Origin of the sequence: uncultured Rhodoblastus sp. (assembly GCF_903903185.1) — a bacterium.
GTDB lineage: Bacteria > Pseudomonadota > Alphaproteobacteria > Rhizobiales > Beijerinckiaceae > Rhodoblastus.
In genome coordinates, this window is the sequence record NZ_CAIUXT010000015.1 from 1 (window position 1) to 14,511 (window position 14,511).

General features: G+C 54.4%; 12 protein-coding genes. 10 read left to right on the top strand and 2 right to left on the bottom strand.

Annotated features, from left to right (window positions below):
- Positions 1-229, top strand: a 229-nt coding sequence (locus tag QZY01_RS01025) for an ATP-binding protein (protein WP_294532317.1), incomplete at its 5' end; no start/stop codon positions are given.
- A 292-nt stretch (positions 230-521) separates the two neighbouring features.
- Here QZY01_RS01025 and QZY01_RS01030 read toward each other — a convergent pair.
- Positions 522-788 (bottom strand): hypothetical protein, encoded by a 267-nt coding sequence (locus QZY01_RS01030; RefSeq protein WP_294532321.1) that lies wholly within the window; start codon positions 786-788, stop codon positions 522-524.
- Between QZY01_RS01030 and QZY01_RS01035 the strand changes: the two genes are divergently transcribed.
- The 6 genes from QZY01_RS01035 to QZY01_RS01060 all read left to right on the top strand — a co-directional run bounded on the left by QZY01_RS01035 (position 781) and on the right by QZY01_RS01060 (position 6,459).
- Positions 781-1,014 (top strand): hypothetical protein, encoded by a 234-nt coding sequence (locus tag QZY01_RS01035; protein ID WP_294532324.1) that lies wholly within the window; start codon positions 781-783, stop codon positions 1,012-1,014. The genes QZY01_RS01030 and QZY01_RS01035 overlap by 8 nt on opposite strands.
- A 539-nt stretch (positions 1,015-1,553) precedes the next feature.
- Positions 1,554-2,690 (top strand): PEP-CTERM sorting domain-containing protein, encoded by a 1,137-nt coding sequence (locus tag QZY01_RS01040; RefSeq protein WP_294532327.1) that lies wholly within the window; start codon positions 1,554-1,556, stop codon positions 2,688-2,690.
- A gap of 44 nt (positions 2,691-2,734) precedes the next feature.
- Positions 2,735-3,652: a hypothetical protein gene (locus QZY01_RS01045; RefSeq protein WP_294532330.1), complete on the top strand. Its 918-nt coding sequence runs from the start codon at positions 2,735-2,737 to the stop codon at positions 3,650-3,652.
- A gap of 167 nt (positions 3,653-3,819) precedes the next feature.
- On the top strand, positions 3,820-4,902 hold the full coding sequence (locus tag QZY01_RS01050; RefSeq protein ID WP_294532333.1) for a glycosyltransferase family 61 protein: 1,083 nt from the start codon (positions 3,820-3,822) through the stop codon (positions 4,900-4,902).
- Positions 4,903-4,993: 91 nt separating this feature from the next.
- On the top strand, positions 4,994-5,428 hold the full coding sequence (locus QZY01_RS01055) for a hypothetical protein (RefSeq protein WP_294532336.1): 435 nt from the start codon (positions 4,994-4,996) through the stop codon (positions 5,426-5,428).
- Between the two features lie 35 nt (positions 5,429-5,463).
- Entirely contained in the window at positions 5,464-6,459 is a 996-nt protein-coding gene (locus tag QZY01_RS01060; RefSeq protein ID WP_294532339.1) for a class I SAM-dependent methyltransferase, read from the top strand.
- Positions 6,460-6,588: 129 nt separating this feature from the next.
- Here the strand turns inward: QZY01_RS01060 and QZY01_RS01065 are convergent, their stop codons facing one another.
- Positions 6,589-7,356 (bottom strand): acyltransferase, encoded by a 768-nt coding sequence (locus QZY01_RS01065; protein WP_294532341.1) that lies wholly within the window; start codon positions 7,354-7,356, stop codon positions 6,589-6,591.
- A 727-nt stretch (positions 7,357-8,083) separates the two neighbouring features.
- Here QZY01_RS01065 and QZY01_RS01070 point away from each other — a divergent pair.
- From QZY01_RS01070 to QZY01_RS01080, 3 genes are all read left to right on the top strand, one after another.
- Complete coding sequence (locus tag QZY01_RS01070; RefSeq protein WP_294532345.1) at positions 8,084-9,043, top strand: class I SAM-dependent methyltransferase; 960 nt, start codon at positions 8,084-8,086, stop codon at positions 9,041-9,043.
- A gap of 320 nt (positions 9,044-9,363) precedes the next feature.
- The gene (locus QZY01_RS01075) at positions 9,364-14,292 is read left to right on the top strand and encodes a rhamnan synthesis F family protein (protein ID WP_294532349.1); all 4,929 of its coding nucleotides are present in this window, start codon (positions 9,364-9,366) and stop codon (positions 14,290-14,292) included.
- The coding region (locus tag QZY01_RS01080) for a hypothetical protein (protein ID WP_294532352.1) at positions 14,285-14,511 on the top strand (227 nt) is incomplete at its 3' end. The genes QZY01_RS01075 and QZY01_RS01080, both read left to right, overlap by 8 nt.

The following is a 14,511-nucleotide window of genomic DNA, read 5'->3' on the forward strand; positions in this document are numbered from 1 at the left end:
ATCCATGCTGATCACCGCCAACCAGCCGTTCGGCGAATGGAACAAGGTCTTTCCCGATCCCGCCATGACGCTCGCCGCCGTCGACCGTCTCGTCCACCACGCCACGATCTTCGAACTGAATGTCGAAAGCTATCGTCGCCGCCAGGCCATCGAGCGAAAACGAGGGCCGGGACGTCCATCAAGCCAGGCGACGCCAGCCAATCTCGCAGAGGCCGATCTCGCTGATTGACGCGCCGCGACAATCAACATCGAAAAGCGCTTGCGCGCGTCAATCAACACAGCGAATATCGGCGTCGCGGCGACACCGGATTCTCATCCTGATTGTCGCGCGCCTCTCACCCAGATTGTCGCGCTATACCAAATGCTTGAATCGCCGACGTGACCCTTTACACCCGCACAGGGATGTCGCCTGCGGCGTGATGAAGCCCGTCGAAATGATCGGTCTTGGGCCAGTTGATATTCAGCTTTCAGCGCTCGCACACCTTCTCTGCTAGATTTTCGGCCGCCTCCCGAACCGCCTGTCAGATCCTGCCCAACCCATGCGCTTCGCCCGCCGTGGCGTCGGCCAGATGTGGAAAAAGTTTCAGGGCGTTGTCCCTGTTGATTTTCTCTTTCGTCGCCGGGTCGAAAATGGCGGACTCATCGGGCGCACAGGTCTCCATGCCGGTGACCACCGCCGGCGCGAATGGGTAAACGATGCCAAACAATATATGGTCCTCTTCGACCAGTTCGCGCAACGCCGCCAGCGCGTAAGGTGTTCGGGCGATCTCGACGACGCAAATGTTCACCGGGGGCATCGGGGTCCGGGGTTGCCCAGGCGATCGCATTGAATTCGTGATCGCCGAGTACGCAATGCGCCGCGCCCGTCTCCACCATTGGCCTTACGATGTCGATGTTGGCAAGCTGGCGTGGGCCGCGATCGATGAGATTCCCAACGAAAACCGCGATTCGCTCCAGATGGCCCGGTTCAAAATTGGCTGCGAGGATCCGCCCCCGGTATCCGTCGCTCCATGACCCACGATGCTGCGCACCGCTATGTCGTCAATGCTCGTAACCCAAGTCACCATCGGGCCGGCACCGATGCGGAGAGTTAATGCGACCGTTCTGCGATCAATCTCCCTCCATCGCTTTCACTTCTCTAGCCTGATCTATTCACCGCAGATTGGCTCGGTCGCCGGTTCACTTTTGCAAGCCGGTTCACATCTATCGTCATGCCTCAAACTGTGAATGTCATCGTCCCTGCCGATGATCGCGAGCGATTGCTCGCCATTATCGGTGTGAACCGCGCGCTGGACCTATTCTCATCAAGGTACCGGGATAATAGATGCGGAATTCCTTATCGAACGTTCCTTGGGCCGTTCGAGCACATGGTGCACGGCCGTCAACCAACAGCGCGGGGCGCAGAGCCAAACTCCCACGGTATTGGCTAAAAAAATCGGAAACGCGAACAATCGAGGCCGGCAGCCATTAGCATAATTTTGGTGGCAAGCCCAGCGCAAGGCTAGAGCGATACAACATCTGTGCATGTAAAATTGCGCGCACAGGAACTACTGATGTCTATCACCTTAAGAATTATATATGTCATCGGGGTTTTATTTGTTAATAATGACGCAAATGCTCTAGACGCTCCGAATATCGTTTGGCCAGACATTTCCAATGATACTGCGACTATCCATAACTCAATAATGTCGATTCAGACTTCGAGCCGCGTCGCCGGTGCGGTAGACTCATTGATTTTTAATGACCAACAATTCGTAAACAGCGAGGACCACGGAAGAGAAATTCAGGTGGCGGCCGCCTTCGGCAACAAAAATCGTCAATTCTTCAATCCTACGGAGGCGGGTTCCGCCGAAAACGGTTTGGGCCCAAGGTCCACAAGCTATCTTATGTCATTGAAGTTAAACGCGAAAAATAGCATTACAACTGAAACTCAAATGGCCTATTGGTTGAATCCATTAGACTCCAAGAGCGAATCATTATCACAGGACATCGTTAGCACTACGATTACGATTGGCGTTAACGCGATGAAGAACGTGATCAATTACCAAACGATCTATTTCGTTCCCACACCTCGTATCTTGGGGGGGGTTGAGGCGCCGACGGGCTATATGCCACCGGAATTCTCCACATTCTGGATCTACGATCCGAATCAAGACAAACTAAAAAACGTCACGGGCAACTTGCCATACCAAACCAACCCCATAATTCTTTCGACCTCCGATTCTAAATTTGCCATGGGGATCTATGCGCCGCCGCAACCATACTTTTATGGTTACTCTGCAACCCACTTCACGAGTGCGTCGATGGCCTCGCCAACGGTGAAATGGAACGCATTTTTTATCGAAAACACGGTCCCAACTGGAGAGCTGAGGTTCGACGTCTATCTCGTCGTGGGGTCTCTCAAAACCGTTGAAGGTACACTAAGTGTCTTGGACAATCCCAATTTTACACTTGCACCTGTCGCGTCAGGCGTTCCTGAACCGTCGACGTGGGCAATGATGCCGCTGGGCTTCGTCGGCTTGGTATTGGTGGCGTATCGCCGAACAAGACACAAAGAGACCTCAGCTCTAGAATTTGATTGTTGTGGCAAAAGTGCTATTCAATTCCCGGATCCATCGTTCGATTGGATTGACCTCATCCGATTCGCCCCCGAGTTGGGTCGGCGATTACGCTTGGAGGAGTCTTGTTGATTGTTCGGACGAAGCCCTCCTTGAGGGGGCTCCGAGACGTTGCAATGTCAATTTTTCTCTTTGGCTGCTCTGACATTTGCGGAGCGGTCGATGCGCCCGGCGTCGAATGGCCAGACCCATCAAAATCCGCCATGATCAGTGGCGTGTTCCGCGATTCGATGATTGTGCTCAGAGCCACGAGCCGGGACGCCGGTGCCATCGATGGTCTTGTCTGGCGCGGCAAGCAATTCATCAACAGCGAGGACCACGGACGAGAACTTCAGGCAGCTGCGGCTTTTTCAAACCGTCACCGCGAATGCTTCAACCCTACCGAAGCGGGTTCGGCCAAGGACGGGTTGGGCGGAAGCAGCACGAGCCGCCTTCTTTCCCTCAAGGTGGAACCCCATCGCCTGACGACCGCGACTCAACTCGCCTTTTGGTTGGATCCGAGCGACCCCAAACATTGCGCCGATTCGTCCGCGCCGAAAGAAGGTCCACTTTCGCATGACGTCTATCGCAAAGTTGTGACCATTGGCGTTCTGGGCCATGAAAACCTCATCGAATTTCGATCGAGCTTTGAAATCGGCGATTCGCGGATTCTCGGCGGCTTTGAGGCGCCAACGGGCTATATGCCGGCCGAGTTCTCAAGTTTCTGGATCTTCGACCCGCGCGATCAGAAGTTGGAGCCCGAATCCGGCGACATTGCGTATCAACCAAAACCCATCATTTTATCGACGACCGATAAAAAATACGCGTTGGGCGTCTATGCCCCTCCGGGTCAAGGGGCGCAAATCGGTTATGGCGCGCAACGCTTCACCGGCCCAAAAATGGCGTCACCGACGCTGAAATGGAACGTCTTTTTCATCCAGAACAAGGTCGACCCCGGCCCGCACGATTTTACAAGCTACGTTATCATCGGATCGCTGGACGATGTTTCGGAAACATTGAAGACCTTGACGGCGTCAGCTAGCGGGTCACAATGACATTTGCGGGATGGTTTGAATGAATGTTGCGAGCGGATTCTTGGCGGGAACGCAGTTGGCGAACCTTGCTTGGCAACAGAAGAATTTCCGCGAAACTGGTTTGCGAATGCGTAGGATATCTTTCTTACACAGGCCTCATTATCATCTGCTTGTTCTAGGGCACGTTGATGAGTGAACTTTTGAAACGGAAGGTCATATCAATTTGGGACGCGGTTTCATTAGGCTATCCTTGCGCGCCCATGCCGCAATTTGAACTCGCTCGCGCGATTCCTCAGCAGCGTTTAGGCATAGATTTTCCGGTCGGCCTCGGATTCGAAAAAAATATTGCTCCTGTCCCCGCCGTCGTGCGCTTTGACGACGCCATTCTTCTGCCGGACGGATCCATCGTCACCGACGAGCACTACGTGTTCCATGGTCTAACTTTCGTTCCGCATGGTGGCGTCTGGACGCGATACGCGCCGCTCGTCGTTGAGGCTCGGGGCGACTTCGTCCAATTGTGTTTGCCGGCAGAGGTGCGTGAGGTCAACGATCTTGGCTTTCAACTCGTGACCGGACATGGACAGAATTATGGGCATTTTCATCATGATGTGATCGCACGCGCCTATTTCGCCCAGTTTGCAACCGAGCTTATGTCTGGTTCTTTCAAATATATTTGCCGTTATCCGAAATTTCCTATGCAACTCCATATTCTGAACCACGTTTTCGGTGCGGGAAATATTTTATTCCAACACGCTGTTTCACTCAAAGCAAAAAGTTGCGCGGTCGCTGCGTTGCCAAGTGGACCTTATGGAATGCTGCCCGAGTCGGTGGAATTTGCCCACAAACACTTGAAATCGGCCTTTTCGCTCAAGGGTTCAAAAGGAAGTCGTCGAATTTTTATTTCAAGGGCGGATGGTGTCGCCAACCAAGGACGACTGATCTCGAATCAGGGCGAACTCGACGCCTTGCTCCGCAGGTTCGGATTTGAGTCAATGGTCCTGAGCACCAATGATCCACACGACACCATTTCGGCTTTCGAGAACGCGGAGTGTGTCTTGGGTTTGCATGGAGCCGGTTTGATGAACTTGATGTTCTGTCCCGTTCCAACAAAGATCATCGAACTTCATCCTCCACACGCGCCGCCTTGGATATCAAGAATCGGACGTCTGGTGGGCCACGAGCACATCGTGTTCCAACTTCAAGAACACGGGGAGAAAACGGTGATTGATATTTCCGATCTGTCGTCATTACTCATTAAATTGCTTGAGTAAATTCGGTCTATACGCTATGAGTTCCGCCGTTTAGGCGTTTGGCTTCTTTCGTACCCCCTTGATAATTTCCGCTTGGAATTATCGGAAATCAATGGCATCCAAAACGTTACTCGGACATCTCAAGAGATATTGCAAAGTCGGGACTGGGTTCAGCAGGGCCCGGACGAAGGTCTTCAACACGGATCAAGGCTCGCAATTCACCAGCGCCGCCTTCACCAAAAAGCTCGAAGCCGCCGGAGTCGCGATTTCGATGGACGGAGGCGACTGCTTTATGGACAATATTTTGATCGAACGCCTGTGGCGCTCGATCAAATACGAGGAAATTCATTTGAAAGCCTATGTCGACGGTCGCCAAGCGCGGACTGGCATTGGCGACTGGATGAATTTTTTTGAATTTTCGGCGCCCACACCAGGCGCAGAACAACCAAATGCCCATGGCGGGTTGGCGCGCTGGCATGGACAAGATCGAGGTGGCAGCGACTGTGGACATGCCGATTCGCTTGAACAACGCAAACGTGTTGACTAGATACCCACAGCAGCAGCAGAATAAGCAGGAACTGCTTGAGTTTTGAAGGGAAAGAGCAGGCGGATTACACCTTAAATCCAAGCGCCTGTGGTCCTCCGAATGAGTCCACTTCATTAATTTTGGGATGGGAATCGATGGAACAGACGCTGCCCACGTGCGCTAAATTTAAAGAAGCTGATTATCTTGATGCCAATAAAGATGTTGCGGCTAAGGTAAAAGTGACCTCCGGTTATAGTGGATGGCAGCATTTTTGGGAGCACGGATATCAAGAGAATCGGAAAGGGGTCTGTTCCGAAGTCTACGTCTTTGTGCAGCAGCGCAAAAACTATCAACACCAACGAATCGTGGCGCCTCCGAATTTACGAAAACGTGTCCATGGCTCGGATGATTTGGTAGCATTTGAAAGTAATGGCCGATTGATTGCGGCGAATGTTTTCGGGCGTCTAATGCGTGTTGCGACCGACGCAGCCGATTTCCGGGTATTGGATTTTGGAGTGGGCTGCGGCCGCGTCCTGCGGCCCTTAGTTGAACTCTGCCGCAATACCGCGCTGACCGGCGCTCCGATAGCTTGGTGGGGCTCGGATATCGATGACGAAGCTATTACCTGGTGTCAAAAACTACTCGGACCCATAGGCGAATTTACGGTCAACAACCCCATGCCGCCTCTACCGTTCGATAATCAATTTTTCGATTTTATCTATGCGATTTCCATCTTTACGCACCTACCTGAAGAGATGCAACTCGAATGGATGGGTGAGTTTCGGCGCGTTATGAAAGTTGGGGCGACGGCGCTATTTTCCACCCATTCCTTCGACCTAGTTCCGGACCTGTGGAAGCCCGGTTTGACGAACAAGGATTTCTATTATCACATAGGTCAAGGCACCCATGGGCTTCCACAATTTTATCAGACAGCTTTCCATAGCCATAATTATATTCGAGCGAAATGGACGAAGTTTTTTGAAATAAAGGCTATCATCCCGAAAGGCATAGCCAACCATCAGGATTTGATTTGGTGCAAGAGGGTTGCTTGAAGGCTTCATTGTATCGCAGGCTTGGCAACGACGCTACAGAAACGCTTTGGACCTTTTCATTCGTCGCCTGTGAAGAACGCCGCTCGCGCGGCGATTGGTTCAAATCGCCACGTACCCTGGGCGCCAAAGTCACTCGACGCCATCCTCTTTCATGACGGGGCCTGATGCAGCAACACTTGCGTCCGACGACGCCGCAAGGCCCCGTCGGTTGAGAGACTCGTGGTAAGAATCGTATTTTTTCTTGTAGATCGAGTCCTTCTCTAAGAAATCTCGATTCCTGACCCAATGAACATTTTTCCTGACAATTCGGGCCGGATGTCCACCTAGAACACAGTTTTCATCCTCGAATTTCCTTGTAACGACGCTGCAAGCCGCCACAATACATTTGCTTGGGATCACAGCGCGTTTGTTGATATAGGCCCGCTCACCAATCCACACATGATCCCCAATCGAAACGCCTTCCGATATATCGAGGTAATCGCCGGTCTCCGAATCGAAAATGAGATGCGGAGCCTCTCCGCATCGAATCGTTATTCCGCTCGAAAACAGACAGTCGTCTCCAATAAACAGTTTGTTTTCAGTATTATATAAAAGAAACGTGCAGCCGGGTTCAATTGAAAATTGCTTTCCGACTTTCAGCAACGCGTGGTTGGCCTTAATATGGCTTCCGAAAACGATATTGAGGGCTTTTATTTGGTAAGAAGCGCTAATTAATACTGTGTTATTGTCACCATATATTTGCATATTTATCGTACTTTGGACGCGGGCGTTGCCGATTACAACAATATTATTGTCGCCTTTCACGCTGCCTGACAGCGTCACATTGGAACCAAATGCAAAGCTGTTATTCTTACCCTCGTTCCGCATCGCGCCCTCATCATCGACCCGTCTGGCCAAATTAAAACTAAATGCGAAACACTAAAATTCAACTTAAATTTGGAAAATGCCGCCGGACTTTAAATTCGGGGCAATCGGGTGAAGATACGATCTCCATCTCCATCTCCATCTCCATCTCCATCGCGGTCGCTGTCGCTGGTTCCGGTTCCACGCGGACCGGAACGAATGGCGGCCGCACTGAGGGTTGAAACAAGTGGCTCCGTCGCCAGCGAGCGACGCTAGGCGAACAGTTGCGACGCCGAAATCCCGTACTACCCGGCGGTAGCCGAAATCTGTCGTGGAGCAACACAGCTCTCCTCGCTTCGGCAGCTTTCGGTGAACCACGTAATAAACTTTTGAAAACAAGAGCGGAGCTTTTCCTGCTCCAGCGAACGAAACACCCGGACGAACGTGTCCTGCGACGGCAAACAATTGTGCAAAGTCGGGAATTCCCGAAGGAACCCCTCCTTTTCCTCGGTAACAATCGGCCATATCCATGCAGCTCTCGCCGCCACACAAAACCGTGCAAAGGGCAATCAAAAGAATTTCCTGAAGATCATGCCGCCGCGCCTTGCCTCTGCGTGGATCCTAAACCCCAGAAAAACAATCGCGAAACCCGTCCATGCCAGCCACCAAATGCTATTGCTTGAGCTCCTGGACGAATCTCAATCGCTCTCACGCGCAACTAAAGTCCGTATTCGATTCCCCTGGGTAATCTCGGCCATATTGTTGAAGTCGATATTCACTCATGATAGCGTTGGTATTCTTCGCTGCATCATCGCCTTTTGGTGAAGCCGCAGTCGTTAGTTTGTGTTCGGGGGTATCTTTGATCGACTCTATGGCGCAGGTTGGCCACAGGGAGAGGGAGAGGGAGAGGGAGAGCGATCAGCTCTCGATATCGCTTATTGCCGGGGACGAGGGAGTCAAGGCCGCCTTCTGGAGGCCGGCGCATTTGCCGCGTTCGGCTTGGCTCGAACATATTCCATTTGCCTTCTGGATCGTTTCGCAAATCAAGCCAGGAACGATCGTCGAGTTGGGGACGCATTTCGGAGCCTCTTATTTCGCCTTCTGCCAGGCCGTAGAATCCTTGTCGCTCGATACCCGCTGTTATGCCGTCGACACGTGGAAAGGTGACGAGCATGCCGGCTTTTATGGCGGAGGGGTCTTTGATTACGTCAATGCCTATAACAACGCCCAATACTCACGTTTTTCGAGCCTGATCCGCGCCAGTTTTTCGGATACGGCATCCTATTTTGAGGACGGTTCCGTCGATTTGCTGCATGTCGACGGGCTGCACACAGAAGCAGCTGTGCGGAGCGACGTCGAGACATGGTTGCCGAAACTGTCAAGGCGAGGGGTGATGCTTCTGCACGACGTGAACGTCCGAGAGCGCGACTTTGGCGTTGCCGCCGTCCTGAAACAATTGCGCGTTCAATATCCGGTTTTCGAATTCCTTCATGGCCACGGCCTTGGTGTCGTGGGAGTTGGCGATGAGTTGAGCGCCGGCGTCAGCAATTTTCTCAAAGCGAATGGGGATGCGACCGCACGCCGCGACATTACAAATTTTTTCGCTCGCCTCGGTCGTGCCTGCTATGACGCTCAGGTCGTTGGGCGGATTGAGCAAGATCGATCTAAAACGCTGGCTGCCGGGACCAAGATGCGGCGCGCTGTCCCAACTAAATTGCTAAAGTCCGAGAGTGAAAAATGACTCAGGTCGATCTTTTGAGAATGAGTCTGCCCCAAGCTAGGCGGTTCATAACGCCTGAATTCGACATTGATTATTATCGGAGTCAGTTGACGGCGGAGACCGATGTCGCGGATCCGGTGGGGCATTATTTCGAACAAGGCTGGCGCGAACTGCGCGATCCCTCTCGGAATTTTTCGACCTCCTTTTACCTCGATCGAAACCCCGATGTTAGCGCGTCGGGAATAAATCCATTCCTTCACTATATCGTTCGCGGACGGGGGGAAGGCCGCTACGCCCATCCAAGTGACCCGCGCAAGATCGAGGCGGACCTGAAAGTTGAAATGGCTCTCGTTAAGGAGCGTTTCGACGAAGAGTTCTATCTTCAACAGGCGCCAGAGTTGCGAGAGCAGGTCAGCGAGTCAATTCTTCGGCATTTCGTCGAAATAGGATGGCGCGCGATGCTTGATCCGGCGGCCGATTTTTCGACCGAGCTCTATCTCCAGCACAATTCGGATGTGCGGGAGTCGGGCATGAATCCGCTTACCCACCATCTTGTGACCGGGCGGTCGGAAGGGCGGCAAGCTTTTTCGTCGCACAAGCAACAGGATGTGTCTGAGCCGGAGCCTGCACCCGTCCGGGAGGAGGCGACGTCCGTAGCAATCGACTCCGTCGAACTTCCGCGCGAAATTTTTGAAGCCTTGCGCGACCCAAAAATCTTTGATGCCGATTATTACCGGGAGTCCTATGGGATCGTTGGAGACGATGTCGCGGTGGTTGCGGATTTTCTGACTCATCCCGAGCGTGCGGCGAGTCCCTATTTTGACCCCGAATATTATGCGGCGCAAAATTTCAATTTAGGTTCCGGGGCTTTCGCGGCGCTGAAGCATTACCTGACCATTGGCAAGGCGAAGAATTTGCGGCCATCGCGCATTTTTGACGGCGTCACCATAAATATGACCTTCGACGAGATAGAGACGATCATTGCGGCATCGGGGTTGTTCCAACAGGATTGGTATGAATATCACCATTCCGATGTTGTCAAAGCCGGCACCAATCCGCTAAAGCATTACTCGCTTGTGGGCGATAGAGAATACAAGCGGACCCCCAACGCCCTATTCGACAATAAATTCTATTTGCAGCAGGCAATCGAGGTGCGTACGTTAAAATGGCATCCGCTGGTCCATTACATTCTTCTCGGCTCGAAGAAGGGCCTGAGCACGCATGTACTATTCGACGCCAAGTGGTTTTCTTCGATTCGGCCCTCGACGGGGTCTGGGCGCACGCCGTTGGGCTGGCTTTTTGAAAAGGCGATGGCGGAAGGCATCGGGCCCAACGAGTTTTTCGATCCGATCCATTACGCCCGCGTGGCGCCCCACGCACTGAATTTTCCCGGCGGCCTAGTAGCGCATTACATGGAGGAGGGATGGCTGCAAGGACTCGATCCCTCCAAACGCTTCAGCACCAAAATGTATCTGGCGGCCAATCCCGACGTCCGCGAAAAGAAGTCCAACCCGCTGCATCATTTTATGAACAGCGGCCGCATGGAGGGCCGCGATCCAAATCCATTTCCTACCAATGTTCCGACCACGTTGGAGCGCTTCGGCGATCCGGAATATGGCGCAGTGGGTCCCTTGCTGTATTATGATCTCGAAACCGATCTGCCTCCCAATTTTGCCCAGTCGATCGCGGTTCACTTGCATCTTTACTACGTCGACATGCTTGATGAATTTTGTAGATATTTGTCCAACATACCCGCAAGATTTCATCTTTTCGTCTCGACCCAGCCGGGTCGGGGTGATCTCGAAGCTTTGCGCGCGGCCTTCGTCGAAAGGCTGGAGAATTGCGATGGCGTGACCGTGGCCGCGCCCGAAAATCGTGGGCGCGACGTCGCGCCTTTCCTGATCGAGTTCGGAAAAGCGATCCTGACTTATGATCTCGTCCTGCATCTTCACTCGAAACGCTCGCCTCACAGTCCAAAACATGCGGGCTGGCGGCGATATTTATTCCATTACACCCTCGCCAACAGATCGACCGTAACGCAGATCCTTACGTCTTTTCATGCCGATCCGCATCTCGGCGTGTTTCAACCGCCTTATCATCCGGAAATCCGCGCGCAACCGAAATGGGGCGGCAATCGCGATGTCGTCATTAGCTTGTTGAACCGTTTCGGCCTGTCTTATCTTGGAGACACGTGTCCGCATTTTCCGGCGGGCTCTTTCTTCTGGGCGCGGACAGACGCGCTGCGACCGCTGCTTGAAGGCCGGTTGTGCCTTGAGGATTTCGATGAAGAGGCGGGTCAGATCGATGGCACGCTCGCTCACGCGATCGAGCGCCTCTTCGGCCTCATTCCCGTGCTGCGCGGCTATTCCGTCGTTTCCCGCTTCACGGACATAGGCTTTAACCTCGTCAATTATTACGGAAAATCTCGTGCCTACCCGCAGTTTGAAAGCGATCGAACGCAGGAAATTCTCGATTACCAGCACGCGGTGCGGAAGCGGGGTGCCAAACGCGGCCGCATCGCTGTCGTCACGGCCATCATCGGTTCGTTCGACGCATTGTTGCTGCCCAACCGTCTCGAGCCTGAGATCGATTATTTCTGCGTCACCGATTCGGTGACCGACGGCTATGGAGTCTTCCGCCTTCTGCCCTGTCCCTATCTCGACGCAGATCCGCGTCGTAGTGCGCGCTACGTTAAGACCAACCTGTTGCGGCTCTTTCCCGGGTATGATTTTGTCGTCTGGGTAGACGCCAATGTGCTGGTTAGGAGAAATATTTCCGATTTCGTCGCTGTGACACAGGCCTCCGGCCTACTAGTTGGAGCCATTGCGCATCCGATACGCCGCAACTATCTTGAAGAGGCGACCGAGGCTTTTTCGCTCAACCTCGACGATTCCGATGTCATTGCGGCGCAGATCAGCCGGTATGAGTCCGTTGAGGCACTTGGCGAGGCCAATCTTATCGAGACCAATTTCATGGTCTTTGACGCTCGCAATCCGAAAACTAGGCTGTTCCAGCAAATCTGGTGGAATGAGATCAATCGGGATAGCCGCCGCGACCAACTCAGCGTCAATTATTCTCTTTTCCAGGCGGGGATCGAGTGGAAGCCTTTATTGCCAGATTATATGTCGACCCGCGATTCCGACGATTTCGCCATATTCCGGCATGGCGTGAATGAATGGGGTCCGAAACCTCACATCTACGCTAATTGGCACGAACCCAATCGGCTCGATGGCCATCTCTTGCCGCTGCCGGAGCTTCATCACTGGAGCCGCACCGCCGGAAACCTCGAACTCGACGTCGTGGTCTGCGTCTATAACGCCTTGGAAGACGTCAAGCTCTGCCTGACCTCCGTAGCGGCCGCCCTGGACCAACGCGGCAGAATTATCATCGTCGATGACGCCTCAGGAGACGAAACGGCGGCCTATCTCCAAAATTTCGCGGCGCAGACGGGCGCGACGCTGCTTCGGCACGAGGAGCGCACAGGTTACACGATTGCCGTCAATGACGGCATTCGTGCAGGCGAAGCTCGCAATGTTCTCCTGCTCAATAGCGACACGATCGTGCCAGCCGGCGCGCTGAACAAATTGTCGGATGCGCTCGACCGCGATCCTCTCCTTGGTATTGTCGGTCCCTTGTCCAACGCCGCGAGCGCGCAATCCGTTCCATCGGCGGCCGGCTCCGGTTCGCAGACCGCGATCAATCCAGTCCCGCCGGAAATGACCATAGCCGACATGGATCTATTCTTCGAGCGGCACTGGGACGGCGTGCTTATCCGCACGCCGCTTGTCCACGGCTTCTGCTTCTGCGTGAAGCGAGCCGTCTTCGAGTTGATCGGCTCGTTCGATGAAGAACTTTTCCCGCGCGGCTATGGCGAGGAGAACGATTTTTGTTTCCGCGCCGCTGACGCCGGATTTGATCTGGCGGTTCTCGCCAGCACCTATATCTTCCACGCCAAATCGAAGAGTTACGGCGACCAGGAAAGGACCGAGTTGATGCACGAGGGCATGCGGGTTCTGGTCCGGAAATATGGCAAACCGCGCATCTCGCGCTCGGTCGCGACCATGAACGCCCAGCCCGGCCTTGAGCGGGCGCGGAATCTGGTGGCTCCACTCTTCGAAGCCAAGGTCCCCGCCGCACCGCGGGCCCGTGGACGCCTTTTCGTCGCGCCGGCCCTGCGCACGGATGGCATTCCCGCTGGCTCCGGCTTCGTCCGCGCGCTTCTGCCTTACCGGACGGCCGCCATCTGCCAACGCTGGGAGGTCTTCCAGCTTCGAAGCGCCCATTTGCCTTCGCTTGGTCCCGCCGACGCTGTCCTAGTGCAGCGCGATGCCAGCTTGATCGAATCCGGCCGAGTCGCGAGCTGGATTGCGGAGGTAAGGCAAACGGGCGCTCGCCTGATATATGAAATCGACGACGATCTGCTGGATCGACAGGCCTTGAAAACGCGGGGTTACTGCGGCGACGTCGAAGAACTCGGCAGTCGCGTAATGGCGTTTGCGCGCGACGCGGACGCGGTGACTGTTTCGTCCGAGGCGCTGTTGAAGAAATTCACGAGGCTGAATAAGCACGTCAAATTCATCCCTAATGTGCTGGACGCCGATCTCTGGCGCTTGCGCGAGGGCGAGCCCTCGACCCTGCGCCAACCCGAAAGCCGGGTTCGCGGCCGCAGGATCATCATCGGCTATATCGGTACGCCGACCCACGACGAAGACCTGGAAATCGTCCGTCACGCCATCATGGACTTGCAGAAGCGATTTCCTGGACTGATCGATTTCCAGGTCGTCGGCGGGTTCCGCAATGCGAAGAATGCATTCGGAAGTGTCATTCCACTGCCCCTCGCCAATGATTATCCGAGCTTCGTCCGCTGGTTGCAAAAAAGCGTCTGCTGGGACATCGGCATTGCGCCCCTAGTCGCCAACAGTTTCAACGCGAACAAGAGCTACCTCAAATTCCTCGAATGCGGCGCCTTGGGCATGGCTATGGTCTGCTCCAAGGGGCCGGAGTTTGCGCGCGTCGTCAAGGATGGCGAAACGGGCCTTCTGATCGAAAACAACAGAAAAGCCTGGCTCAGCGCGCTTTCCGGTCTCGTCCGGAACCACGAGAAGCGGATCGGCCTCGCGCGCAATGTTTTCGACGAAGTGCGGCGTCATCACACATTGGACAACCTCGCCGACGTGATTCTCGAAGTCCTCGATGGCCAGCGCGACGCGGCTGAACCCGCGCGCGGCTTCATGACGGCGGGTGCCCATGGAGCGAATGTCGTTGTCTGATTCCAAAGGTGCCGAGATGGCTGCGCTGCCTCCGGCTGAGCTCGTCGGCCTTTACCGCGATGCAAACAAGTTGATCGATCTCGGCAGGCTTGACGAAGCGGAGGCGCTGCACCGCGAGGTGCTGGCGCGCGACGCAGGCTTTGCCGGATCGCTGCGCGGGCTCGCGCAGATCGCCCGCCGCCGCGGCGACAGCCAGGCCGCGCTGTTGAATTTTCGGGC

Coding starts and splice junctions, on each gene's coding strand:
- QZY01_RS01035 (WP_294532324.1), top strand. CDS start 781: ATGTTCACCGGGGGCATCGGGGTCCGGGGTTGCCCAGGCGATCGCATT.
- QZY01_RS01050 (WP_294532333.1), top strand. CDS start 3,820: ATGAGTGAACTTTTGAAACGGAAGGTCATATCAATTTGGGACGCGGTT.
- QZY01_RS01055 (WP_294532336.1), top strand. CDS start 4,994: ATGGCATCCAAAACGTTACTCGGACATCTCAAGAGATATTGCAAAGTC.
- QZY01_RS01045 (WP_294532330.1), top strand. CDS start 2,735: ATGTCAATTTTTCTCTTTGGCTGCTCTGACATTTGCGGAGCGGTCGAT.
- QZY01_RS01075 (WP_294532349.1), top strand. CDS start 9,364: ATGGCTCTCGTTAAGGAGCGTTTCGACGAAGAGTTCTATCTTCAACAG.
- QZY01_RS01070 (WP_294532345.1), top strand. CDS start 8,084: ATGATAGCGTTGGTATTCTTCGCTGCATCATCGCCTTTTGGTGAAGCC.
- QZY01_RS01040 (WP_294532327.1), top strand. CDS start 1,554: ATGTCTATCACCTTAAGAATTATATATGTCATCGGGGTTTTATTTGTT.